The organism is Paenibacillus lautus NBRC 15380 (genome assembly GCF_004000945.1).
GTDB lineage: Bacteria > Bacillota > Bacilli > Paenibacillales > Paenibacillaceae > Paenibacillus_AQ > Paenibacillus_AQ lautus.
The window spans coordinates 20,592-44,276 of record NZ_BIMF01000016.1; the positions used below are offsets into that span (position 1 = coordinate 20,592).

Below are 23,685 nucleotides of genomic sequence, written 5' to 3' on the forward strand. Positions count from 1 at the left end.
TTAATCACTCTTTTTCATATATTCGGAGGGGGTGCACCCGATCTGTTTTTTGAACACCTGGCTGAAATATTGAGGATTATCGCCGAAACCGAGCAGCTCGGCCATTTCAAAAATCTTGATATCGGGATCGCTTGCCATCATTTCGGTTGCGCGCTTCATCCGTAGTTTCATCACGTAATTGGAGAATTTCTCACCGGTCTCCTTCTTGAACAGCTTGCCGAGATAGTCGGCGTTCATATACAGCATGTCGTTTGCCACCAGATTGAGCGTAAGCTCCGAGTTCCCCAGCTGCTCCTCGATAATCTCAACTACCTTGCGGACGATGGCATTATATTTGACTTTGTTCTGCTCGAAGTTTCGCAGCGTGATTTCCCGTACCGTTTCTTCCAAAAAGGCCTGAATGGCTTGAAGCGTACTCATCTCGGCGATTTCCGGAATCCGTGCATAGCGTTCTTGCATCTGATCCGGATCGGTTAGTCGGATAAGGGATACGTACTGCTGAATGACATAGGATTTCGTCATGTCGATACTAAGCTGCGCACGCTTCAGCTCCTGGACGAATTCGGTCAGGGCCAGCTCCGCTTCGTTGCGATGTCCGGATCGGACCGGCATGCAGAGGCGTTCCTCGTCGAGGACAAACGTTCCTTCCAAGCCGCCGGCATGAAGCGTGTCTTCCGTAGTGATCATCCCGCTCTCATCCAGATAGAAACGGTAGTTCAGGCATTGCAGCGTATCCCGGTACAGCTTTCGAGCCAGGGTAACAGGCCCGGGATCGCTGATCGCGATCGTTACGTCCATCTTGTAATATTGTTTAAAAGTACACCGGATATCCTGGAGCTGTTGATGGAGCCGCTGTTGATCATTTTGGTTCTCAATGAGCACCAGTACATGCTGCCCGATCGTCGTACTCAGGAGCGTTGTGTCCAACAGATCCTCGGCAATGTTCTTCACGGCAAATTGATGCTCATATTCAACGATGCCCTCCAGCTGGAACAACAGCAGACGGACGGGCTGATCGAAATTAGTTTCGAACAGGCTGCGGTACTCCTCCAAGTCATGGCGTCCATAGGTTTTGTTGGTGACAAACTCCTTGAGCACCTGTTCTTTGACATGAGGCAGCACCTTTCGGAGACGGCCTTTCATCTCATGGATAAAAGACTCCTTGTTTTGGTTCAGGGTCAGCTCGTCAGTGACCTCTTTCAACGCTACTCCGATCTTTACCTCGTCGGTCGGCTTGAGCAGGTAATGCTTCACGCCGTATTGCATGGCGCGGTTGGCGTATTCAAATTCACCGAAGCCGGAGAGCAGCACGAATTTGATATGTGGATGGGAGGCATAAGTTTTGGCTACGAGCTCAAGCCCATCCAGCCCGGGCATGCGAATGTCGCAAACGACGATATCCGGGCTCTCCCTGACGATTTTCTCATACGCTTGAATTCCGTTCTGGGCGGTACCCGCCAGCTCGGTTTGATATGCCTTCCAGTCCACCATCCGAGATATGCCGTCCAGAATTATTCGTTCATCGTCCACGAGCAGAACTTTGTACATCCGAATCCCTCCGTTATTTGGGTAAATACAGAATTACGCGGGTCCCAAGACTCGATCCGCTGTCGATGGTTAAACCGTAGTGATCGCCAAAAGCCAGCTTGATCCGTTCATCAATGTTTAACAGTCCAATCCCGTTACCGCTGGTAGCCAAGTCGCCGTTTCGCAAACGGGACAAGGTATCCGGCGGCATGCCGGGGCCGTCATCCTCAACCATGACGCAGAAAGCGGAAGGGGTCTCCTTGCAGGACAACGTTATTTGGCAAGGGTTAACAGATGGCTCCAGCGCATAATGAATCGCATTTTCAAGCAGTGGCTGAAGGGACAGCTTTGGAATTTTGCGCTGCAAATCCTGCTCCTTCACATCCATCGTGAAATCTAGGCGGTCTTCAAACCGGAACTTCTGAATAATGACGTAGTTTCGGACAATCTCGAGTTCCTCTCCCAGTGTCAGAATTGGCTCCTTCAAGCTGACGGAGTTACGAAGAAGGAAGGCTAAGGCTTGCACCATGTCGGAGATTTGGGTTTGCTTGTTCATCTTCGCCAGCCAGTTCACGGATTCCAACGTGTTATACAGAAAGTGGGGGTTGATTTGCGCTTGCAGCGCTTTGAACTCGGTCTCTTTGATTAACAGCCGGTTCGAATAGTTCTCGGTAATCAGCGCGTTGATTCTCTCGATCATGAGACGGAATGTCCTATGCAGCAGGCCCAGCTCGTTCATGGCGACAGGAGCAGCGTCCTGAGGCAGTACGTTGGCTTCCGCAAAGTTTCCTTTTTCCGCAAGCTTCATCCGAGAGATGAGACTTTCGATAGGACGTGTTAGGCCTCGGCTGAACCGGATGCCCAGCAGAATCGAAACCGCGAAAATAACGGTAAACACGATGATGACAAGCTCTTTAATGAATATGATTTGCTTGAAGGTCTGATTAAAAGGCGTGACATTCATATACGTCCAACCCGTGTTGCCCGATCGGTTATGTGCAATGAAGTAGGTATGGCCATCGATTTCGCGGGTAAGGTACCCGTTTCCGGATGACAGGGAGGATTGAATGACCGACGGATCAAAGTGCGGCGTTGCAGGGTAAATCACATCCGCACCCGAAGTCACGATCAGGTCGCCTTCTCCACCGGCGGATTTCCGGACGATTTTGTCCATATTGATCCGAATAATGATGGTTCCCAAGTAGTTAAGATCGAATAAGGTTCCAGAGTAGGATCTTATTTCCCGGGAAAGTACAAGAGCCGAATCTGTTTCGTCCGGGTACACCCAGCGTTCTTCTCCATCCGCATCTCCGGCAAGCTGAAGAATAAACTCCTTTTTGGCGGGATTAATCGGGACGACACTGCCGACATCCTGCTGTTTATCGTAGGAATCGATCAGATGGATGGAATACAGCATCGGCTCGGAGCCTACATAATTCAGGAGGCGGTCCACCAAATGCTGCCGCAGGATGAGGCGGTCATAGTCGGAGTCGCTCCCGGCGATGGAACGTAACATATTTTGAATCTGGGTATCGGTAATGATGTTGAAGGATAACTGTTCGATCCGTTCGAGCTCTGACTCAATCGCAGAGGAGGACAGGTGTAAGACCTGTGATGATTTGAGGTACAGCTGCTCGTCGTAGATGGAGAATGCATATTGCTGGACGATGACGGCGAAAGTAAATGCCATCGCAACAATTAAGCTGATAAGAAGGGAAAGCTTATTTTTGATTTTCATATTTTTATAGATCGTCATCCATTTTTGCACGGCAACATCTCCTTGCGCAGGGCCTAAAATGTCGTGTACACATTATGTACCGGGTTGTAAACGCTGTCAATATAGACACCGATATTACAGCATCTGGAATATCAATATCGCAGATGTGCCAGATAGTCGGTTAATTGAACAAGGAGGTCTGTTATTTGAATTTATGTTTGGGGTCTCCCATACGATAATATTTTTAAATAAAAGCGACCGGGAGAGGTGAAGTTAGTTGCAATATTTGTATAAGTTCGATTTCGGTACGGAAGCGCCGGGCCACGAACATATCAAAATAACCGCTGAAACCTTATATAGTCCGGAACTTGGCTATGGATTCCATTCTCTATCTCACTTATCCGCTGTGAATCGGGCAGGGGAGAAGGCGTTAATGCGAGATTTTGTAATACCGCTGCATACTGCGTTTCAGGTCGATGTGATCGATGGCCTGTACACCCTGCATCTGCTGATCGGCGATGCCTGGTTTGATACCGAAACCTCCATTCGGGGTACGGAAGGGCAGATGCTGCTGGATGGGAAACGCATACCGGCAGGTCACTTTGAACGATTTAGTGTGACGTTGCCGGCTGTTCAAGGCAAAATCGTATTGACCTTCTCGGGCCGTGCTCCCCGGATTAATGCATTGGAAGTGGCACCTGCGCCGCATGCTTGCCATGTGTTTCTGGCGGGGGATTCAACGGTAACGAACCAACCGGCGGACGGTTATCCCTATGCCGGGTGGGGGCAAATGCTGCCCGCTTATATTAAAGCGGATGCGGCAGTGAGCAATTATGCTCGTTCCGGCCGAAGCTCCAAGAGCTTTATTACGGAGGGATATTTGGAGCAAATACGTGAGAAAATGAAGCCTTATGATTATATGCTGATTCAGTTTGGCCATAACGATCAAAAGCGGGATGAGGAGAGGTATACGAAGCCTTTTTCGACATACAAGGATTTTCTAAAGAAATACGTGGATGTTTGCCGGGAGAAACAGGCGACTCCGATTCTGGTAACGCCCGTTCACCGCCGCTGTTTTGATAGCAAGGGGTTATTGGAGGACACGCATGGCGATTATATCACGGCGGTGCGGGAACTGGCGGAGGAGGAGCATATACCTTTAATCGATTTGGCTGCGCTGAGTTTGGAGTATTTTAACCAGCTGGGTCCCGAAGGGACCAAATCCGTGTTTATGTGGGGGAGGCCAGGGGAGTTTCTTCTGTTTCCGCAGGGCGTAATGGACAACACTCATTTTCAAGAGCGCGGTGCGGCCCGGTTGGCCGACATGGTGGCTCGCGGTTTGAAGGCGCTTGGACTCCAGCCGTTGTCTCTGTTTTTGCGCTAGCGTGATGGGTCGGAACGAGGATTAAAGGAATTTTCGGTGTCCATAGCGAATGTATTTTTATTTATGCAGCCTAAATCCATGAGTGCGAGGAGTGAAACGCATGTCAAAAGGTGAAAAACAATGGATTATTCCCGACGGGTATATCCCTCCTGAAAGCAGCGGAGAACTAACCAGTCATGAATCCGTCTGTGTGTTGAACTTAACCGAGCAGGACGTTGTGGTTACGATTCATGCTTACTTCGAGGATCGTGATCCATTGCTAGGAATGGAAACCATCGTACCAGCAAGAAGAACCAAGCACATACGAACCAGCTCGCTTCAAACGGACGGCGGACACGGTATTCCTCCAGGTATTCCCTATGCCATGGAAGTTACGAGCAGTGCACCCGTATTTGTTCAATACAGCCGTCTCGATTCCACTCAGGCCGAGAATGCCTTGATGAGTGTTATGGCGTATCCGGTAACCAAATCCTAAAGAAGGTGATTGTATGGTACAGACTGTGATATATACCTCAGAGCCGCCTGAGGACTTTCGTCAACTAGAGGCTTTGTATGCTTCGCTAGGTTGGAACTCCATTCATCTCACCGTTACGGAATTGAAAACCATGTGCTTGCAGAGCTGGTATGCCATCTATGCATATGAAGGACGGAGACTGGTAGGCATGGGACGTTTGATCTCCGATGGGGTTATTACCGGCGTTATATGCGGATTAGGCGTACATCCGGATTATCGGTCCAGAGGGATCGGCCGACAGATCCTCCATCGATTGGTTGAACATTGCGAGAAGTCCCGGGTCTTCCCGCAACTGATGTGTGAGGAAGGGCTGGAACCGTATTATGAGAAGCTGGGCTTTCAGCGATTTACCATTGGGATGAAGAAGGATATACAGCGAACTCATTCATCGGACGTCCCATAATCTTTGATCGTTATTTTTACCTCATACTGGATCGGAACCTCACTAAATATTTGATCCCAATCTTTTTTGGCTGTCTTCCATTTATGAGGATACTTAATTCTCAATTGGTTTCCGAAACCGGCAACGTCGGTTTTGTACTCATGTTGAATTTTATCGAGTACGTTCTTTACCAAGCGCTCAACCTCTTCTTCAATAGCTTTTTCTACTCTTTTCAAAAATTCAGTTTCGATGGTTTTCTCCGAAACCACCCAATGCTCGGCAATTCTTCCTTCAGACTCGATTTCTATATTAAACGAGATGTCGTTTCCATCAACATGAGGTTTAATATTACTTTTCATAGACAATATTTCGTATATAACAGGCTGACCTGTCTCTTTATCAACGCTTTTAACCAAACCGCCTTTCCCCTTTCCGGTTATCCACGTTAAGCCCTCTATTTCCTTTTCATTCAAAAAACCACGTAGTTTTTTAGTTTTCCCTTCAATGACGGCAGCTCCTGAAAATTTTATTTCTCCATTCGATGACGAGACGACATTTTGCAAAAGAAAGCTGGCTCCGGAATGCAGCTTCCCCTCTATTTTGGTAAGTGTAGTGGGAGGCAAAATTTTGGTGGTTCTTCCGTGACCGTGTGTCATTTCAACGAGTCGGAATGCTGGGATATCCATCGGTTTTTTCGATTCTAGTGTTTTACTCGCACGGTTTTGAGCAATTAGAAGGAGGCCGCTTGGTCTCATCTCTTGTTCTCTAATAAAAAAATCCAAAATCTTTTGCAAATCCAAGGTACGCGCAAGGTCCTCTCCAATGATTATCACTTTTGAATGTTCGGCAAAGGCACGTTTGTCGATTCTTAATACCATATTGCGTAAAGTTGGCAGGATCGCATCTCCTGTTTCAGAAACGTTATTGTAAGCTTTTTGTGGTGATGATCCTGTTTTTGTTCCTTTTCCTGTTGTTTCTGAGGTGACAAATTGATTGGTTATCGTAATTCGATCCCGGTTAAAATGCCCGCCTGCTTGTCCCGCTGACTCTTCCTGAGGCCCACCTTGTTTTTCCAAATCCAATGAAGTGCCTACAATTAGGCCCAAATCTTCAATTTCTTTTTTGCTCCAGCAACCTGTAAGAGGTAGGAGTATAAGAATCAACAGCGCACTCAAGAGGATCCGTATCGTGATGTGCTTCAAGCTTTTCCACCTCTCAGATTCGATACTAGAAGTAAGATGAATGGCAGGACAGCAAATAATAATAAAGCGACATTGCCGATGATATCCCCAAGTTTAAAGAGGTCATTGATATTTTTTGGAACCATGGCAATGATGTAAATAATCGGAATCAAGGCATATGTAAATGGATGAATCTTCTTTTTGAAGAGCTGCGCCAGCCCTAAAGCAGCCGCATAGTAGGTAATGGTAAAGGTCGTAAATATTTGCATAATCCATATCACAAGCAGCAAAGATTCAAACCGTTCAAAGATCAAACCGGGGATTTCAAAACTTCGCATAAGCTCAAGTGTAGGCCATGTACTCGTGACCACTCCATCGATAGACAGGGCTCCTAAGACCATGACAACGGTGATAACGTAAAAGAGTAAGGGGATGAATACTCCAACTAGAACAACTTTTACGGCTTTGTCCGGCTGTTTCATAAACGCTACAAGGAGCAGCATAATTTCAGAACCTAAAAATGCGAGAGCGGTTGTCTTTATTCCTTTTAGCATGGGGCCAATTCCCAATCCTAATACGGGACGGAGATTATCCATCTCAAATATGCCTAAGCTCAAAAAGGCAACCAGTAAAAAAATGACGATTGTAATAGGGAATATGATTTCAAACAAACGGGCGATCGTGTTTATTCCGCCTATGATCAGATAGAGACCTATCCACATAAAAGGCAGGATGATGGCCCAGGTGGGGGTGCCTTCCAGCAAAAAAAGGCCGGTTACTTCTGCCATGGTTCTGACTTCGTATGCAGAAATGGTAAAAAAGTAGCCGATAATAAGTAAACTGAGGAACCCGCCCACCCATTTTCCTACAATTTCTTGGCTGTATTGATAGAAGGTTTTTTCGGGGAATCGCTGGTTTAATTTCACGATGATTACCCCCACGATCATGGCGATCATCCCGCCCAAAATAACGGTGATCCACACATCCGGCGTTTTCACTTTCTCCACAGATGTTCGGGGTAGGGTAAGGATCCCGGCAGCAAGAATATAGTTGACGAGGATAACAGCTGCTTGCGAATTCGTAATTTGTTCTTTTGGACTACTAATCATGTTGTTTATTTCCTTTCATAGAGAGCTATCCTTTGCGGATGGAGTCTTTTCTATGTATCGCCTTCCGACGGCGTTTCATCTTCACGAGTGGCATACGAATCATAAAGTCTTTCCAATCACTTACTCGATAAGGAACGACCGGAGTGACAAAGGGAACACCAAAACTCTCCAACCTTACTAAATGGCTGCAAAGGAAAAGGAAAAACAGAACGACTCCGTATAATCCAAACACAGCAGCGAAAAACATGGCTATAAAACGAAGCATCCGAAACGTAATTCCAGCGCTGTATTGAGGGATGGCAAAGGAAGAAATGGCGGTTAACGCCACCACGATCACCATAATTGGACTGACAATCCCCGCTTGTACGGCAGCTTCTCCTATGACCAATCCACCGACGATACCCATGGCCGGACCAATGGGTTTAGGCAATCGCAGCCCACCCTCCCGCAAAATCTCGATCGCTACTTCCATAATCAGTGCTTCGATTAGTGCGGGAAACGGCACGCCTTCCCTCGTGCCCATGATAGACAAAGCCAGTTTGGTTGGGATCAATCCCTGGTGAAACGAGACAAACGAAATATACAAGGAGGGTCCAAAAAGCGAGATAAGGGCCGCGAAATAACGCAATAGGCGGATGAGAAAAGTAGGTAACCAACGATCGTAATAGTCCTCTGGTGAGTGCAGCATCATACTAAATGAAACCGGAACGATCAATGCGAAAGGTGTCCCATCCAACAAAATCGCAACTCGTCCTTCCATCAAGGCACTGTAAACGCGGTCGGGACGCTCCGTATTCTGTACTTGTGTAAAAGGACTGAGGTAATTATCCTCGATTAGCTGCTCTACATAGCCTGATTCCGGTACATCATCCATATTTATTTTTTTGATTCTTGCTTGGACTTCTTCCACCAAAGCAGGGTCTGCCATGTCTTTGATATAGGCGATGACAAGTTCTTTTTTCGAACGTTGCCCTACTTGAAACTTGATGATGGATAAGTTGTAGTTGTCACCATGCTGTCGTAAAAGGGCGGTATTATCACTTAACGATTCCGTGAAACCTACCCGTGGACCTCGAACCAATGGTTCCGCAGACGGTTCTTCAATACTGCGCGATTTCCCTTTGGTTGTACCGAGAATGAGCGCATTCTGCACACCATCCACTAACAGTGCGGTCGAACCTGTCAATACCTTGGAAACCAAGTCGTTTACATGAGGTGCTTCTGTTACTTCACTAATGGTAAGAACTTGATTTTTAATAAACTCTTTAGAAATGGCCCCTAGCACAAATGATGGATCCTGGTTATTTTTTTCGGAGAAGCTCACCATAAGAGATTTCATAATATGTTTGTCGATGAGTTCTTTATCCGACAGTCCGTCTACGAAAATGATGGCTGCACAAATGCCTGTGCCTCCTATGTGGAACTCCCTAAAGTGCACATCCGAGTTATGACCGATTTCTTTTCTCACCAGTTCAAGATCCAAGGCGAATTTCCCCGTAAAATGCTCTAATGAGGGTTGAGCAGAATTCAATGTTTTGTTTTTTTCATTCTCATGTTGTTTCATTGTTAATACCCGCCATTCCTCAGTCTTCCTTTGAGTTATGAATCCATTTAAAAAGCTTTGAGATCATATACGGAATCATAAATGCGATGAAACCCTGCATAAAAACCTTCCAATCCGGAAGGTAGGAAAGCACCATGTTCCACATGTTAATCCCCCTGTTAAGCCAGCATTAGCGTCGTATAAGCATAAGCCCCTATCTTTCCCATTATTATCTAAGCAACAACCGTTTAAACTTAAACCTCGGGGATGCGGGAGTACGTTGACCTTGGAAAGTTTCGCTTGGTCAAAGTCGCAGGATACGAGGGAGGGAAATAATGTTAAAATAACATCAAGCGGGTAGCTTAATGTACGTTAGGAGGTTCCAAGATGAAGACATTGTCAGTAGGAATCATAGGGACCGGATTTGGCGGTTCTGTTCATGCTCCCATTCTTCGGATGCACCCGGGGATGGAGGTGAAATCCATTGCCAGTGTCCATCGACAACGCACGGAGGACCGCTCGTGGAATGGAATTCCGTATTACAGGAATTGGTGTGAGATGCTGGAGAATGAGCAGTTGGATCTGGTATCGATCGTATCGGCACCGGTCCATCATTATGAAATGACAATGCTCGCCTTGCAATCCGGCCACCATGTCCTGACGGAGAAGCCTCTGGGCATGAATACGGAGCAAACGTTACAAATGCTGAGAGAGTCGGAACGGGTGGATCGACAAGGTTTCGTTAATTTTCAATGGAGATGGACGCCGATTCGGCAACGAATAAAGCACATGCTGCAAGGTAAAGAGCTGGGAGACATTCAGCATATCAAATATACAGGGAGCTTCCCCGGGTACTCCCTAATGGCTAATTCTTACCGGGGATGGGAAGCGCGCCGTGAGGAAGGCGGTGGGTTCCTGTTTGCGATCGGTTCGCATATGGTAGATTCACTCTTATGGTGGATGGACGAAGAGATTACGGAAGTGTACGGCGACCTGAGAATCCAGATCCCGGCCTATAAGGGAGATGAAGGGCTTGAGCTTAGGGATGCGGAAGATGCTTTTAGTTTTTCGGGGCGTTTTAAGGGCGGAGCCTCTCTCCTTGCGGATGTATTTTTTCCGGGAATCCGTGGCATGGGTTGGACGTTGGAGATTTACGGGACCAAGGGAACACTGATCATGCGAGATGACCGTTCTCTCGAATGCAGTTTTGGCGGGGCGTTTGAGTCTGTCGATATTGAGACGTTCCAACCACCTACTGATCTGGAGGCTCCGGCAGTGCACTATTATAACGGCTTCTATCAGATGATAGATGGGATCTACCACAGTATAACTGCAAACCAATCAACGTTAAATATGCCGTATTTCGTGGATGGCCACAGGGTACAAGCTGTTCTGGATGCGATTTGTCTGTCGTCCGAGACGCACAGCCGAGTCAGCGTTAATTATGGATCCATGATTCGGAATGGCTAATGGAAATGGTCAAAGGAGGCGGCAGAGGCATGATTCCGAGGCGTTTACAGATAGGCATGTGGGATCAGTTTACGGAAGAGCGATGGGAACGGCTTGCGGACAAACATATCAGCGGGATGGAAATATGCAGTTTTCCGAATCGGGAGGCGTTGGTTGAGGTTAGCGATTTTTGCCGTAACCAGCGGATCGCGTTCGGTGTTCATGCCCCGATTCTTCGTGAAGGGGGATATCGGTTGCCTCAAGTCAATGCACCCGAACCCGAGATTTTTCGGGAAGCACTTGAACAAATCACGGCCGAGGTTCAGTTAGCCTCCAGTATGGGGGCAGATTATATGCTGTTTCATTATCCATTTTATCCGGTCTTTCAGGAGCCCTTCGCACCGTACCCGAGACTTCCCGATCCCGAACATCGTTATAGTTACAACCAACTAAGCAAACCAAAATTCCGGGAAATGTCCAAGCGGTTATTTGAGTTCCTCTGTGAGCTGCAGGTTCGCTACGGGCAGCGCATTGTGCTGGAGCATGATTTTTTTGGTGATTACGAGGATGTGTTTGTGGATAGCTTTCACGCTTATCCTGAAATCGGGTTTGTGCTGGATACGGCCAGGCTTGATATTGCCCGCAGGGCCTTTCACGGATTTGACCCGTATTATTTTCTTGATCGGATGGCATCTCAGGTATATTCGGTCCATTACAGTAACGTATTTTATGATGAGGACAAGTTTACGCATCATCTGCCTGTACTGCCGGAGCATGATCATGATGTGAATCATGGAGATGCCTACGCCTATTTGCGGTATCTTGCAGATCGCAATTCACGGTTTCATGTGACGTTTGAACATAACGCGAGCCTGATCACTCGGCAGCAATTGCAGCAGATCTACGACCGGACGGCATTCATGCTTCAAGAGCAGGGAGGGCACGTACTAATTCGGCCGTAAACGCGATAGACATATAGGGAGACACAGACTGCAGATTCAATCGGTGACATGATATGGTACGACTTAGCCTGCACCTCAGGTGGGGAGGAACCCTCTATGATACAGAGCTTGATTGTTGTGTTTGTACTGACAATGATTATTCATACGGCGGAAACCTTGTCATACTCCGCAAGATATGCGGGGGTGAAGCTAAACAAGATTGCTGTTGCATTATCGTTGACGGGGATCATTGTGCTGGTTTCCCGAACGTCCAACCTGGTTCAAGCTCCGCTGACGGGCAAATTCGTGGATTATGCAAAAGTGGATCCTTCGTTTGACGTGCTCTCCTATTTCAGGGCGATATTGCTGGCCGCATCCATCGGAACGATTGTGGCGATCGCATTGTTTCCTACCTTCGTCAATCTGTTCAGCCGAATTATCAGTAAACTGGAGGTCGCCGGATCCATTCCGAAGCTTGTGTCGAGCGTGACCATCGGGCAGCTCAAGAACACACGGCATTACATAAGAAAGCCGAATCTGAAGTGGAGCCAGTTTCGTTACTTAGGAGTTCCTAAACGGTTTATTTTGCTGAATATCGTGGTTACGGCTTTTTACACGGTGGGTGTCCTGGCATCCCTGTATGCCGCACATCTCGTTCCCCAGTACAGCACCATGGCCTCCCAAGCGTCCGGACTGATCAACGGGATTGCAACAATTATCTTAACGATATTTATCGATCCCCAGCTTGGTTTGATTACGGACAAAGCCACCCGCAATGAAGAAGCGAGGGACCAGCTTGGCAAAGTATATACGATGCTGATGGTTTCAAGGTTTTTTGGGACCATGCTGGCACAGCTCGTGATCATTCCGGCCGCTTATGTGATCAGCGAGATTGTGAAGTGGATATAAGGACAGTGGTTGTGGTTAGAAAGTCAGAAGGAGAGAGGAAGAATCATAATGACACGTAAACGTGTAGTGATGGAATCCGTGCTGTTTGCTGCAGCGATATATATAGGCTATTTTGTATTTATGATGCTGCAAGGGATGGTGCTAACACAAAGACATGTGCGGGATCTGGATTTGACAAGGCAATATGAACAGGCGGAATCTCTCCAGGCTCAGGTAGCTTTTGGAGTGATCGAGCGGAATAGCGAATGGTTTACCGTGGCTGCAATGGGAGGCTTTATTTTATTAGGCAGCTTGTATGGAAGTGTTAGATGGATGTTGGCAAAACGAAGACGTCAATCCTAACATTGGATTTTCTAGAGAGCATTAAACCCTGTCATGGATTCCTGTCCAAAGCCAGGGTTATTTGTCTTTAAATTGATAGTCGATATTGGATCAAAAACCTTACCTCATCTTTGAAGGTAATCCATACTCGACGGTGTGGAAAATAAGGAGAAACGAAGATAATTGGGTCACCCAATTATCCGATACATATCGTAAATTAGGTACTAAATACCTTTAAAACGACAGTGTAAGCGCTATTTTTATGCTTGACAGCCTATTCAGATGCGTTTATGCTAAACGTGCGGTTAATTGGATCACCCAATTATTGTTTGCGCAAGTAGGGATAGAGAGGGTAGTCATATGACCATTAAGAAGATTAAATATCATCGGGTGTACGAGGATGTTATCGAACAGATCAAGAATCTGATTCTGGAAGGGAATCTGGCTCCGGGTGACGTACTTCCGACGGAACGAGAGCTGGCCCAATCGTTTGGCATTAGCCGCGGGACATTGCGGGAAGCCTTTCGTATTCTGGAGCGCGAGGGATTGATTGAAGCCAGACCGGGCGGCGGACGTTTCCTGAGCAAAGCACTGGATGTAGCCGAGGATCGAAGCCGCATTCTGGACAATATTGAACGCGCTACCATTATAGAATTGCTGGAGGCGCGGGAATTGTTCGAGACGGGAATCGTGGAGCTGGCGGCGAAGCGGGCAACCGATGAGGATATTGCCGAGATTGTGGCTGCATTTGAAGCATGGGGACAGATCGATCAGAATGCGGAGGATCGTTCGAAGCCGGATCAGGCGTTTCACCTGTCGATCGCCAAAGCCACGCATAACGTGGTCCTCGTCAACATGATTGAATTGCACATGGATTTGCTTCAGCGGACGCTGAGCAAAACCGCCCAGATTCCGGGTCGCAAGAGCGAGGTCTACGAAGAGCATTTACTTATTTTGCAAGCCATTAAGGAACGCGATCCGGTAAAAGCGAAGCTGGCTTTGCTGAACCATCTCAGCCGGGTTAAAGAAAACATACAGAAAAACTACATTCATGTATAAGAGGGGAGAAACGTACCCCTTTTAGCACAAATTGGATAATCCAATTATCCAATGGTCATGGGTGAATATGTTGGTAAAGAGGGACTGCTGATGAATACAGACATTCGAATACTATCACCCTGCGGCATGCTGGGATATGGCTTTCCTGAACAATCCTTTATAAACGGACTGGAGTTCGAGTTGCACGGCATCGTTGTTGATGCGGGCTCAACGGATGGGGGACCCCATAAGCTGGGCGCCGGCGTATCGATCGTCAGCAAGCGGGCGGTTAAGAAAGACCTGGACATTATGCTCACGAACGGTTTGCCTCGAAAAATTCCGATCATCATTGGCTCGGCTGGCGGTTCGGGCGCACGGACCCATGTGAATTGGACGCTAGAGATTATTGATGAAATTTTGGATGAACGGGGCCTTCAGGCCAAGGTATCCGTCATATGGGCCGACTTTACGCAGGAGGAAATCCATCAGGCGAGGGAAGAAGGGCGGATTAAGGCACTAAGTCCGAATATTCCGCCACTCACCAGTGAGTTGATCGATTCCACCAACAGCATCGTTGCCCAGATGGGACACGAGCCAATTGTGGAAGCGCTTCAACAAGGCGTGGACATCATCGTTTGCGGCCGGGCTTATGATCCTTCGCCTTTCGCGGCGATCGGGATCTATCACGGCAAGGACCCGGGGCTATCCTATCATCTCGGCAAAATATTGGAATGCGGCGCATTGTGCGCGGAACCTGGAACAACCAAGGACAGCATTCTTGGCACGATCAGCGACGATTCGTTTACCGTTCAGTCGCTCAACCCGAACCGGACGTGCAGCCCGACCAGCGTTGCGGCACATACCTTTTATGAGAAGGAACATCCTTATATTCTGCATGGTCCCGGATTTACGCTTGATTTGGAGAATTGCCGCTTCGAGGAAGAGGAGGAAGGTGTCGTTCGTGTAACCGGCAGCCGGCTCCTTCCTGCGGAGAAATATTTCATCAAGCTGGAAGGCGCTAGACGGGTCGCTTATCGGACCTTCGTGGTGGCGGGGATCCGGGATCCGATCCTGATCGGGAAGCTGGAAGAGGTTGAGGAATATGTTCGCAGCCAGGCACGGGAATATTACCGGGAAATTCCGGAAACGGATTATCAGATTCAATTTTACAACTACGGCAAGAATGGCGTTCTCGGAAGCAAAGAGTCGGAGTCGTTCGCCGGACACGAGGTCGGCGTCATGTTCGAAGTGGTGGCCAAGACGCAGGAATTGGCGAACAGCATCTGCGCCACGGTGCGTTCCACCTTCCTGCATTATGGCTACGAAGGCCGCAAATCAACGGCAGGCAATCTGGCTTTTCCATTCGCGCCAAGCGATATCGAGTTCGGTCCTGTCTATGAATTCTCCGTCTACCACCTGATGGAAATGAAAAATAATGCTTTTCGGATAGAGCATCGATAAGGAGGATCAAACCGTGACTCAACTCGGCGATTTGGCAAAGGTGCTGCGAAGTAAAAACTCAGGCCCCTTCGAAATTACATTAGACGTGTTGTTTGATTCCAAGGAGCAATATGACAGAGTGAAACAGTCCGGTATCATTACGAAACGGACGATATGCGAGCTGTATCAGATCAGGGAGGAGCAGATTCATCACCTGGTATTCTTCGACCAGGCGCTGGGCTTCAAAATCACGATGTCTCGGGACATATCGTCAGGTAGTGTCGGCGACCGCGACGTGTACGGAGCCCAGCAGCATGCTCCACTCATGAAGCTATCCATCGAACATCTGGAGGAGGGGTAAGCCATGAAGGGGTTAAGACGCTTAAGGCAGGATTGGGTACTGTACGCGATGCTGTCGCTGCCCCTGCTCTACTTTTTTATTTTTCATATCATTCCGCTGTACGGCATGAAACTCGCCTTTCAGGATTACCGGATTCTGGGGGATCATGTATGGGTCGGGTGGAAGCACTTCAAGACGTTGTTCAGCTCGCCCGCCTTCACAAGCGTGCTGCAGAATACCATAATCATCAGTTTGATGAAAATCGTATTCGTATTCCCGATTCCGATCATGTTGTCACTGCTTATTAATGAAGTTCGAAGCTCGAAATACCGCAAATATGTGCAATCCGTAGTCTATCTGCCGCATTTCCTGTCCTGGGTTGTTATTGCCGGGATCTGGATCAGTCTCTTGAATCCTGCCGAAGGCGGAGTCAATCTGATTGCGAATTTCTTTCAACTGCCATCCGTTGATTACATGACCAGCAAGGAGCATATCCGTTGGGTGCTCGTTTTCTCCGAAATATGGCGAAGCGCCGGCTGGGATTCCATTATATATCTGGCAGCCATCATGAAGATCAGCCCAGGATTGTATGAAGCAGCCAAGATCGACGGGGCGACCCGGCTGCAGCAGATGAGGTACATTACGCTTCCTCATTTATACAGCACAGTTGTAACCGTCTTCATTCTGAATCTGGGCTTCTTCATGAATGCTGGTTTCGATCAGGTGTTTAACTTTATGAACGATTCCATCATCAGTGTGGTGGATATTCTGGACACGTACGTGTACCGAATCGGTATCGGGAACGGACAGTTTGCTTATGCAACCGCAGCGAGTCTGTTCAAGGGCGTTATCGGTATCATCCTCATCCTGGGCACGCACTTCATATCGAAGCGCTTCTCGGGCAAGGGCGTCTGGTAAAGGAGGGTTTTACGATGAGACGGCTGGAAATTTCGAAAATCGTCATTTATCTCATGTTGTTTGTGTTTACGCTCATGGTATTGGTTCCTCTCCTGAATCTGCTGGCGCTGTCCTTAACCGATCCCGGCAAAGCCCACTTGATGGGCGGACTGGACATTTTTCCGAAGGGATTCTCGACGATCAATTACCAGCTGTTGCTGTCCAATCCCTTGATCACGGGCAGCATTCTGAATTCGGTATGGATTACCGTAGCGGGTACATTCCTGAATCTGCTGTTGACCTCGATGGCAGCGTACGTGCTGGCCAGAACCGAGTTTATCGGTAAAAAGGTCGTGTTATTCTTTCTGATCGTCATTATGGTGTTCGAGCCGGGCATGATTCCCGAATACCTGCTCGTGAAGGATCTCGGACTGATGAATACGTTAACTTCACTGATCTTGTACAAAGCGATCAATGTGTACTATCTCTTTATTCTCATGCGGTTCATTCAGGACATTCCGGAGGAAATTCTGGAGGCATCCCGAATCGACGGCGCAGGTCATTTTCGCTTATACAGCCGAATCATCCTGCCGCTGTCCAAACCGGGGCTGGCGACCTTGGGTTTGTTCTACGGGGTGTATCACTGGAATGAATATTTCAGAGCCACGCTCTACATTTCGGACCCGACCAAATGGCCGCTGCAGGTCGTGCTGAGACAGTTTGTTGTCCGCAAGGACAATACGTCCTTAATCGGCAACCAAAACATGTTCGACAGCTCGATCAACTTTGATTTCGCTTCCCTGCAGGCAGGTACGATCATGATTGCGATTGTACCGCTGCTGTTCCTATATCCGTTCATTCTGAAATATTACGCGAAAGGCGAACTGGAGGGCGGAGTGAAGGATTAAACGGGAGGGCGAAGGCAGCTTACTTATAAGGCATAAATGTTCAAATTCAAAAAAGGGGAGAAAGATGAACATGAAAAAATTAAGCCTGTTATTCATCGTTGCCATGCTGGTTATGGTTATGTCAGCATGTACATCGAATTCGAAGACACCGGGGGCGGGTCAGACCGAACCCGGGACCGCGCAGCCTGACGGAAGCGGTGATCCCGTTACGCTGAAAATTGTGTACAAGGATGAAGGAACGGCGAACCCTGTTTCGGTTAAATTCTTCGAGACCTTGGAGAAATCTCTGGCTGAAGATGAAGGCTTGAACGTGAAATTCGAGCTTGTGGATCTGGCTCAAGGGAGTTATGCCGAGAACCTGAATCTCTTGCTGTTAGGCGGAACCATTCCGGATATCATCTACTTCCAAGGCGGCGACCAGCAAATTGCCGAACAAGGCCTGCTGGAGGATCTGACGCCTTACATTGAAAAATCCACTTACATTAAGGATATCATCGAGCCGCACAACAAGACCCGGATGGCAAGTTATCCGTATCTGCTGTGGATCAAACCGCTCGCCCCGAAGACCCCTGTCATCCGGGCCGATTGGTTTAATGACATGGAGAGCTCCAAGGCCTTGATGGAGAATCCGACTGTCGACAATTATTACGCCTTCTTCAAGGAACTGGTGGAGAAGAAGCCGGGTGAAGGCAAGCCGAGTTACGCGCTGACGGCAGCAGGCGATATTGCCGAGATCAACTTCATTTTCAATACGGCTTTCGGCTTGGATACGACTTGGCTCAAGAAGGAAGACGGAACTTATGAGTACTCCAAGGTTTCTCAGAAGGAAAAAGAAAAGCTGACGTTTTACAATAAGCTCTACAAGGAAGGGCTGCTTGACCCGCAATTTATTACAAAGCAGTGGGATACCAAGGAGGATGCCTTCTATAAAGGAGAAGCTGCCGTTATTACGGGCACAGCCGGCAAAATCATCGATTTGTATGACGGAAGAATGCAGGAACTGGGCGGAGACGACGCCAATCTGATTGTGCTGCCGCCAGCCAAGGGCGAAGCTCAAGGCTTCGGGGCTACCGATGTGACGAAGGAATCCAGAGGACTTGCGATCTCTTCGCAGTCGCCGCATAAAGACGTAGCGTTCAAGGTCTTTGATTACCTTGCAAGTCCGAAGGGGCAAATGCTGGACCGCCTCGGTTTCGAAGATGAGCATTACAAGGTGGTTGACGGCGAGATCGAGCTGAACGAGAAGTACTACACCGAATGGTATGCGCGTTTCTGGGAGCCGACCGAGATCCAATCCGAAACGCCGTTGAAAACGCCGCTTCTGGGTGAGCCGGGTACCGAATCGCTGAAAATGGCTACCGAATTCTACACGGAAGACAACAACTTTATCATTCCCGAGCAGTTCATTGCCAACTGGGACGCGATGAACAACCTGTACAAGGAATACTCGACGGACTTTATTACGGGCAAGAAGGACTTGTCCCAATTCGACCAATTCGTTGAAGCCTGGAATGCTGCGGGCGGTGCAGAAATTACGAAATACGCCAACGAAAACATCAAGTAAGGAGCCTATGACTATGACTTCGTTTCGTGACCGGGTGAGGGGCGTGGTGATATCCACCGCGCTCGGAGACGCAATGGGAGCTCCAATCGAGAAATTGACGTACGGGGAGATCAAGTCCAAATACGGACGCGTGGAATCCCTGATGACAAGGTGGCATAAGATGGATCTGCCCGCCGACGTCCGGCTCGGACGGGTAAGGGGCGACGGGATTGTCACGGACGATACGCTGATGACCATTGCGCTTATGAATGTGTATCTTACCGAGGGCAGGCATCTGGATGCGTATGATATGGGCAATGAATTCGTGAAGGAGATTGCGTTCCGCAAGATGTTTGTCCCTGAGCTGAATGAGGAAGCGTTGATCATCGATCGATTGTTCTATCCGGAAAAATATATCTTTATGCGTCATGTGCTGGCCAATTGCGACCCGAGAGAAGGCGGCATCGGGAATATGGTGAACTGCGGGGCGGCGATGTACATCGCCCCGATCGGGATCGTCAATGCGGGCAATCCCAAGGCAGCTTATGATGAAGCCATCCTGTTTGCGATGGGTCATCAGAGCAGCTACGGCCTGGAAGCTGCGGGCGTACTGGCCGCTTGCGTGGCGAAGGCGTTTGAGCCGGGGGTGAGTGTGGACGATATTGTCCGCACCGCCATCAGCTTGGCAAAAGACGGCACGAAAGCTGCCATTCAAGAGATGACGCAAGCTGCCTATGATCTGCGGCAGGAGCGGGAAGACATGGACAAAGTGATCGAGGTGTTTCAGGCGATCATGCTTAAATATTCCCCGATGGGCGATGACGTGAGCCGGCATATCGACAAGGTTGGCATCCCAAGCAACCATTACACCCCAAGCCGCTTATGGTCGATTGAAGAGCTGCCCATAGCACTGGCGTTTATCGTTCTCAATGAAGGCGATTACTATCGTTCGATTCTGGACGGGGTTAACTCCGGACGTGATACGGACTCGATCGGCGTCATGGCCGGGGTGATCCTGGGCGCCATGTATGGCGGCGAGGTCATCCGCAAGGAAGATATCGAGCAATTGAATAAGGTGAACCGCTTGGACCTGTGTGTCATCGCCGACCGGTTCAGCGGCATTGCCGCGAAGATCATTGAGGAGGATCTGCGGATCAACGAGAACCGAAAGCGAATTATGAATCGTTAGCTTTTCATGTGCAAGGACATGGTTTCAAAGCTAGGAGGGAGAGCAAATGATACCTAAACATTATGTAGAGACGGTATATGCGGGATTCATCGGTATGAACATTGGCATAAGACTCGGTGCCCCCATTGAACCGGTTGCTTGGACGTATGAACGCATTCGGGACGTATACGGCGATATCCGGGATTACGTGAAGCCGTACAAAACCTTTGCCGCGGACGATGATGCAAACGGTCCGGTTTTCTTTATTCGTGCGCTGTATGACGATGCGACGGACCGAGAGTTAGAGCCGGAAGATGTGGGCAAAGCATGGCTCAATTACGCAAGGGAAGGGATCGGCATGTTCTGGTGGGGCGGCGAGGATATCAGTACCGAGCACCGCGCCTATGTGAATCTGCGCAAAGGCATCCCGGCCCCTCGTTCCGGTTCGATCGAGGTCAACGGCACGGAGATGGCGGAGCAGATCGGCGGCCAGATCTTCATTGATTCATGGGGCCTGCTGTTCCCTGGGCAAGCGGAAAAAGCAGCGGATTACGCCGAAAAAGCAGCCAGCGTCTCCCACGACGGCAATGGGCTGTATGGCGCCCGCTTCATGGCTGCTTGCATAGCCAAAGCCTTTGATGCTTCAACCATGGATGAGATTATCGCGGAAGGACTTCGCATGATTCCGGATGACTCCACCTATGCACGCGTGGTCCATGCGGTGTTGGACTTCCACCGGGAGCATCCATCGGATTTCCGGGCGTGTCGTCAATACTTGGAGGATCACTGGGGATACGATAAATATACGGGGGTCTGCCACATTATCCCGAATGCGGGGGTCTGCGTGGTAGCTCTGTTGTACGGTGAGGGAGATTTTGCACGTACGGTAGAGATTGCATCAATGTGCGGCTGGGATACCGATTGCAATGCAGGAAACGTAGGGACGATCCTCGGCGTATACGGCGGTTTGGCGGGGATTCCAGAACACTATCGCAAGCCGATTAATGACTTTATCGTAGCCTCCAGCGTGTCGGGGTACTTGAACCTGGTGGATTTTCCGACATTCGCAAAAGAGCTTGCCCTGCTGGGTTATCGCCTCAACGGAGAGAAGGCACCTGAAGCGTTGGTGCGGCGGGTGAAGCAAGGGGAGGTCTACTTCGATTTCGACCTGCCGGGCTCCACGCACGGCTTTCGGACGAGTAATTCGTTCAAGACGCCTGTCTTGCGCCATTCAACCAAGAATGCCTATGACGGCAGAGGCTCCTTAGAAGTCGTCTTTGACCGACTGGTCGAAGGCGACAGCAGCAAAATCTACTATAAACCGTTCTATCGCCGGGCGGAGTTTAATGATGAGAAATATAAGCCGACCTTTGCCCCCCTGGCCTACAGCGGACAGACCGTATCCGCCCAAATTCATGTGGATCAGTGGGAAGGGGAACCGGTAACCTTGACTCCGTATGTGCGCAATACCTATACGCAGGAGGACATTCGATTGGCAACGTTTACTCCCGCGGGCGGAGAGTGGAATGCGGTTGAATTCGTCATTCCGGATACCGAAGGCGCCATGATCGATGAGATCGGCTGGATACTCGAGAGCCCGTCGCCGCTCTTGAACCGCGCCATCGGAAGTTTGTTCGTCGGGCAATTCCGCATCACGGGAGCTGCGGACTATACAATCGATTTTGCCAAGCAGGCTAAAGAGTTCGCTTCTATCACTCCACTCTCGCATCATCGGGGAATATGGGGACTGCGTGACGGCGTGCTGCATTGTACTTCGCAAGGGGATACCTCGTCCTATTCCGGTAATTACTACGCCGGAGATATGGAGATGGAGGCGACCATCAAACCGATATCCGGCAACAGCCATTGTCTGATTACGAGGGCGCAGGGCGTCATGCGTCATTATCTGGCCGGCTTCGACGGCCCGAACTCCGTATCGTTTATGAAACAGGACTTCGGGATCAAGCGTCTGATTACGGCAAGATACGATTGGGCATTGGGTCAAGAATACCGCCTGAAGCTGGTGTCCGAGAAGGATCGGTTCATCTTGTATATTAATGGAGAGAATGTGCTGGAATGCAAGGAAACCGCCTATGGTCATGGCATGTTCGGCTTTGGCTGCCTCGAGGACGGCGAGAATGAGATCAAGGATGTTCACGTCCGTACAACGGAGCCGAAGCCGATTTAAGAGAAGGGAGCGGGTTATCTTTGCGTAAGCTGGTTGTCATTGGAAGCATTAATATGGATGTTGTGAGTAAAGTAGTGCAGTTTCCCCGGCCGGGGGAAACGATTCATAGCAGGGGCACATCTTTTTTTCCTGGAGGTAAAGGGGCGAATCAGGCTGTGGCTGCAGCCTCGGCCGGTGCGGATTGTACCATGGTCGGTGCGGTTGGCCTTGATCCATTTGGGAATACGCTGGTTACTTCCTTGGAAGAGCGCGGGGTTGGCGTTACATCGGTCCTCTCCAAGCCAGGCACCTCAGGAATTGCGATCATCACGGTCAATGATGAAGGCGAGAATTATATCGTGCTCTCGGAAGGAGCCAATGGACGGCTGACCGAAGAGGATGTTGCCGCCGAGGTGAAGTGGGATGGAGTATATGCTGTGCTGCTGCAGAATGAAATTCCGTGGCAGACGACGCAATATGTTATCCAATCGGCCAGCAATGCAGGCGTACGCGTCTGGCTGAATCCGGCGCCTGCGCGAAAGATCCCTCAAGATGTGTTACCGCTGATAGATACATTGATTGTGAACGAAACGGAAGCAGAAGTGGTAGGCGGCCTAAAGGTGGAGGACGCTGCATCAGCTGATGCTGCTGCAGCATCGATCATCGGCAGAGGCACCTCCAACGTGATCATCACCCTTGGCGAGTTAGGCTGCTTCTATGGGAATGCACGGGGCGATCGTTTCACTGTTCCGGCTTTCCGCGTCAAACCTGTGGATACCACGGCCGCAGGAGATACCTTTATCGGTGCTTATGCGGCGGCTTGCACGGAGGGACTGGAAACGGAAGAGGCGCTTCAGTTTGCAACTGCAGCGGCTGCACTGACGGTGACCCGTCCGGGCGCACAAGCCTCCATACCGTCCAAGGAAGAGATTTTGACTTTTATGAATAAGTAATCCGTTGCAAAAAGCGAGAGGGCGTCTTAGTTGCCTTCTCGCTTTTGTTATCTTCCCCCCTCGCATTTCGAACGTGCTATGGAGACGTGTCATGACGGTGATCCACCATCTATACGAACCATCTACTCCGGATCTGATGAGGTTGCAATGGCTGTGAGACATGTTATGTGATCTAAATGGAGCTGCCCGACATGTTCTGCCGAACCCATTCATATATGTAAGAGTGAAGATAATGAATCTATGAAATGGGGTAT

The 23,685-nt window shown here is 49.1% G+C and carries 21 protein-coding genes; 16 read left to right on the top strand and 5 right to left on the bottom strand.

Features of this window, described 5'->3' with window-relative positions:
* Both PLA01S_RS23405 and PLA01S_RS23410 read right to left on the bottom strand, forming a co-directional pair.
* Entirely contained in the window at nucleotides 1–1,548 is a 1,548-nt protein-coding gene (locus tag PLA01S_RS23405; RefSeq protein ID WP_127594243.1) for a response regulator, read from the bottom strand.
* Between the two features lie 13 nt (nucleotides 1,549–1,561).
* On the bottom strand, nucleotides 1,562–3,295 hold the full coding sequence (locus tag PLA01S_RS23410; RefSeq protein ID WP_127594244.1) for a cache domain-containing sensor histidine kinase: 1,734 nt from the start codon (nucleotides 3,293–3,295) through the stop codon (nucleotides 1,562–1,564).
* Nucleotides 3,296–3,521: 226 nt separating this feature from the next.
* On the opposite strand from PLA01S_RS23410, the gene PLA01S_RS23415 reads away from it, so the two are divergent.
* The 3 genes from PLA01S_RS23415 (at nucleotide 3,522) to PLA01S_RS23425 (ending at nucleotide 5,545) form a co-directional block, all read left to right on the top strand.
* Nucleotides 3,522–4,628 (top strand): rhamnogalacturonan acetylesterase, encoded by a 1,107-nt coding sequence (locus PLA01S_RS23415; RefSeq protein ID WP_127594245.1) that lies wholly within the window; start codon nucleotides 3,522–3,524, stop codon nucleotides 4,626–4,628.
* A gap of 100 nt (nucleotides 4,629–4,728) precedes the next feature.
* The gene (locus PLA01S_RS23420) at nucleotides 4,729–5,103 is read left to right on the top strand and encodes a sensory rhodopsin transducer (RefSeq protein ID WP_174819243.1); all 375 of its coding nucleotides are present in this window, start codon (nucleotides 4,729–4,731) and stop codon (nucleotides 5,101–5,103) included.
* 13 nt (nucleotides 5,104–5,116) lie between these two features.
* Nucleotides 5,117–5,545: a GNAT family N-acetyltransferase gene (locus tag PLA01S_RS23425; RefSeq protein WP_127594247.1), complete on the top strand. Its 429-nt coding sequence runs from the start codon at nucleotides 5,117–5,119 to the stop codon at nucleotides 5,543–5,545.
* Here PLA01S_RS23425 and PLA01S_RS23430 read toward each other — a convergent pair.
* Genes PLA01S_RS23430 through PLA01S_RS23440 form a run of 3 tightly spaced genes read right to left on the bottom strand, consistent with a single transcriptional unit; the run spans nucleotide 5,524 to nucleotide 9,378 of the window.
* On the bottom strand, nucleotides 5,524–6,726 hold the full coding sequence (locus tag PLA01S_RS23430; protein ID WP_127594248.1) for a Ger(x)C family spore germination protein: 1,203 nt from the start codon (nucleotides 6,724–6,726) through the stop codon (nucleotides 5,524–5,526). The two genes, PLA01S_RS23425 and PLA01S_RS23430, sit on opposite strands and share 22 nt — an antisense overlap.
* Nucleotides 6,723–7,814, bottom strand: coding sequence for a spore germination protein (locus PLA01S_RS23435; protein ID WP_127594249.1), 1,092 nt, complete (start codon nucleotides 7,812–7,814; stop codon nucleotides 6,723–6,725). Before PLA01S_RS23435 ends, PLA01S_RS23430 begins: the two co-directional genes overlap by 4 nt.
* A 25-nt stretch (nucleotides 7,815–7,839) precedes the next feature.
* Nucleotides 7,840–9,378 carry a spore germination protein gene (locus PLA01S_RS23440; protein WP_127594250.1) on the bottom strand — a complete coding sequence of 513 codons (1,539 nt, stop codon included), beginning with the start codon at nucleotides 9,376–9,378 and terminating at the stop codon, nucleotides 7,840–7,842.
* Between the two features lie 366 nt (nucleotides 9,379–9,744).
* Here PLA01S_RS23440 and PLA01S_RS23445 point away from each other — a divergent pair, with 366 nt between their 5' ends.
* The 13 genes from PLA01S_RS23445 (at nucleotide 9,745) to rbsK (ending at nucleotide 23,431) form a co-directional block, all read left to right on the top strand.
* Nucleotides 9,745–10,827 carry a Gfo/Idh/MocA family protein gene (locus PLA01S_RS23445; RefSeq protein WP_127594251.1) on the top strand — a complete coding sequence of 361 codons (1,083 nt, stop codon included), beginning with the start codon at nucleotides 9,745–9,747 and terminating at the stop codon, nucleotides 10,825–10,827.
* Between the two features lie 29 nt (nucleotides 10,828–10,856).
* Nucleotides 10,857–11,768 (top strand): IolE/MocC family protein, encoded by a 912-nt coding sequence (locus tag PLA01S_RS23450; protein WP_127594252.1) that lies wholly within the window; start codon nucleotides 10,857–10,859, stop codon nucleotides 11,766–11,768.
* 96 nt (nucleotides 11,769–11,864) lie between these two features.
* Nucleotides 11,865–12,656: a lipid II flippase Amj family protein gene (locus PLA01S_RS23455; protein WP_127594253.1), complete on the top strand. Its 792-nt coding sequence runs from the start codon at nucleotides 11,865–11,867 to the stop codon at nucleotides 12,654–12,656.
* A 48-nt stretch (nucleotides 12,657–12,704) separates the two neighbouring features.
* The gene (locus PLA01S_RS23460) at nucleotides 12,705–12,998 is read left to right on the top strand and encodes a hypothetical protein (protein WP_246059785.1); all 294 of its coding nucleotides are present in this window, start codon (nucleotides 12,705–12,707) and stop codon (nucleotides 12,996–12,998) included.
* Between the two features lie 339 nt (nucleotides 12,999–13,337).
* The gene (locus PLA01S_RS23465; protein WP_100538243.1) at nucleotides 13,338–14,036 is read left to right on the top strand and encodes a FadR/GntR family transcriptional regulator; all 699 of its coding nucleotides are present in this window, start codon (nucleotides 13,338–13,340) and stop codon (nucleotides 14,034–14,036) included.
* Between the two features lie 90 nt (nucleotides 14,037–14,126).
* Nucleotides 14,127–15,476 (top strand): acyclic terpene utilization AtuA family protein, encoded by a 1,350-nt coding sequence (locus PLA01S_RS23470; RefSeq protein ID WP_246059787.1) that lies wholly within the window; start codon nucleotides 14,127–14,129, stop codon nucleotides 15,474–15,476.
* Between the two features lie 13 nt (nucleotides 15,477–15,489).
* Entirely contained in the window at nucleotides 15,490–15,816 is a 327-nt protein-coding gene (locus tag PLA01S_RS23475) for a DUF4387 domain-containing protein (RefSeq protein ID WP_127594255.1), read from the top strand.
* Nucleotides 15,817–15,819: 3 nt separating this feature from the next.
* On the top strand, nucleotides 15,820–16,713 hold the full coding sequence (locus PLA01S_RS23480) for an ABC transporter permease (protein WP_127594256.1): 894 nt from the start codon (nucleotides 15,820–15,822) through the stop codon (nucleotides 16,711–16,713).
* A 14-nt stretch (nucleotides 16,714–16,727) separates the two neighbouring features.
* A complete protein-coding gene (locus tag PLA01S_RS23485) occupies nucleotides 16,728–17,600 on the top strand; it encodes a carbohydrate ABC transporter permease (RefSeq protein WP_100538239.1) in 873 nt (290 codons plus the stop codon).
* A 70-nt stretch (nucleotides 17,601–17,670) separates the two neighbouring features.
* Entirely contained in the window at nucleotides 17,671–19,164 is a 1,494-nt protein-coding gene (locus PLA01S_RS23490) for an extracellular solute-binding protein (RefSeq protein WP_127594257.1), read from the top strand.
* Nucleotides 19,165–19,177: 13 nt separating this feature from the next.
* Complete coding sequence (locus PLA01S_RS23495; protein WP_127594258.1) at nucleotides 19,178–20,332, top strand: ADP-ribosylglycohydrolase family protein; 1,155 nt, start codon at nucleotides 19,178–19,180, stop codon at nucleotides 20,330–20,332.
* A gap of 46 nt (nucleotides 20,333–20,378) precedes the next feature.
* Nucleotides 20,379–22,499 carry an ADP-ribosylglycohydrolase family protein gene (locus PLA01S_RS23500; protein WP_127594259.1) on the top strand — a complete coding sequence of 707 codons (2,121 nt, stop codon included), beginning with the start codon at nucleotides 20,379–20,381 and terminating at the stop codon, nucleotides 22,497–22,499.
* Nucleotides 22,500–22,519: 20 nt separating this feature from the next.
* Complete coding sequence (rbsK, locus tag PLA01S_RS23505) at nucleotides 22,520–23,431, top strand: ribokinase (protein WP_127594260.1); 912 nt, start codon at nucleotides 22,520–22,522, stop codon at nucleotides 23,429–23,431.
* The last annotated feature ends 254 nt before the right edge of the window (nucleotides 23,432–23,685 follow it).

Excerpts from the sequence above, each read along its gene's own strand:
- PLA01S_RS23405 (WP_127594243.1), bottom strand. The coding sequence starts at position 1,548 with ATGTACAAAGTTCTGCTCGTGGACGATGAACGAATAATTCTGGACGGC.
- PLA01S_RS23420 (WP_174819243.1), top strand. The coding sequence starts at position 4,729 with ATGTCAAAAGGTGAAAAACAATGGATTATTCCCGACGGGTATATCCCT.
- PLA01S_RS23425 (WP_127594247.1), top strand. The coding sequence starts at position 5,117 with ATGGTACAGACTGTGATATATACCTCAGAGCCGCCTGAGGACTTTCGT.
- PLA01S_RS23435 (WP_127594249.1), bottom strand. The coding sequence starts at position 7,814 with ATGATTAGTAGTCCAAAAGAACAAATTACGAATTCGCAAGCAGCTGTT.
- PLA01S_RS23440 (WP_127594250.1), bottom strand. The coding sequence starts at position 9,378 with ATGAAACAACATGAGAATGAAAAAAACAAAACATTGAATTCTGCTCAA.
- PLA01S_RS23445 (WP_127594251.1), top strand. The coding sequence starts at position 9,745 with ATGAAGACATTGTCAGTAGGAATCATAGGGACCGGATTTGGCGGTTCT.
- PLA01S_RS23450 (WP_127594252.1), top strand. The coding sequence starts at position 10,857 with ATGATTCCGAGGCGTTTACAGATAGGCATGTGGGATCAGTTTACGGAA.
- PLA01S_RS23455 (WP_127594253.1), top strand. The coding sequence starts at position 11,865 with ATGATACAGAGCTTGATTGTTGTGTTTGTACTGACAATGATTATTCAT.
- PLA01S_RS23460 (WP_246059785.1), top strand. The coding sequence starts at position 12,705 with ATGACACGTAAACGTGTAGTGATGGAATCCGTGCTGTTTGCTGCAGCG.
- PLA01S_RS23465 (WP_100538243.1), top strand. The coding sequence starts at position 13,338 with ATGACCATTAAGAAGATTAAATATCATCGGGTGTACGAGGATGTTATC.
- PLA01S_RS23470 (WP_246059787.1), top strand. The coding sequence starts at position 14,127 with ATGAATACAGACATTCGAATACTATCACCCTGCGGCATGCTGGGATAT.
- PLA01S_RS23480 (WP_127594256.1), top strand. The coding sequence starts at position 15,820 with ATGAAGGGGTTAAGACGCTTAAGGCAGGATTGGGTACTGTACGCGATG.
- PLA01S_RS23485 (WP_100538239.1), top strand. The coding sequence starts at position 16,728 with ATGAGACGGCTGGAAATTTCGAAAATCGTCATTTATCTCATGTTGTTT.
- PLA01S_RS23490 (WP_127594257.1), top strand. The coding sequence starts at position 17,671 with ATGAAAAAATTAAGCCTGTTATTCATCGTTGCCATGCTGGTTATGGTT.
- PLA01S_RS23495 (WP_127594258.1), top strand. The coding sequence starts at position 19,178 with ATGACTTCGTTTCGTGACCGGGTGAGGGGCGTGGTGATATCCACCGCG.
- PLA01S_RS23500 (WP_127594259.1), top strand. The coding sequence starts at position 20,379 with ATGATACCTAAACATTATGTAGAGACGGTATATGCGGGATTCATCGGT.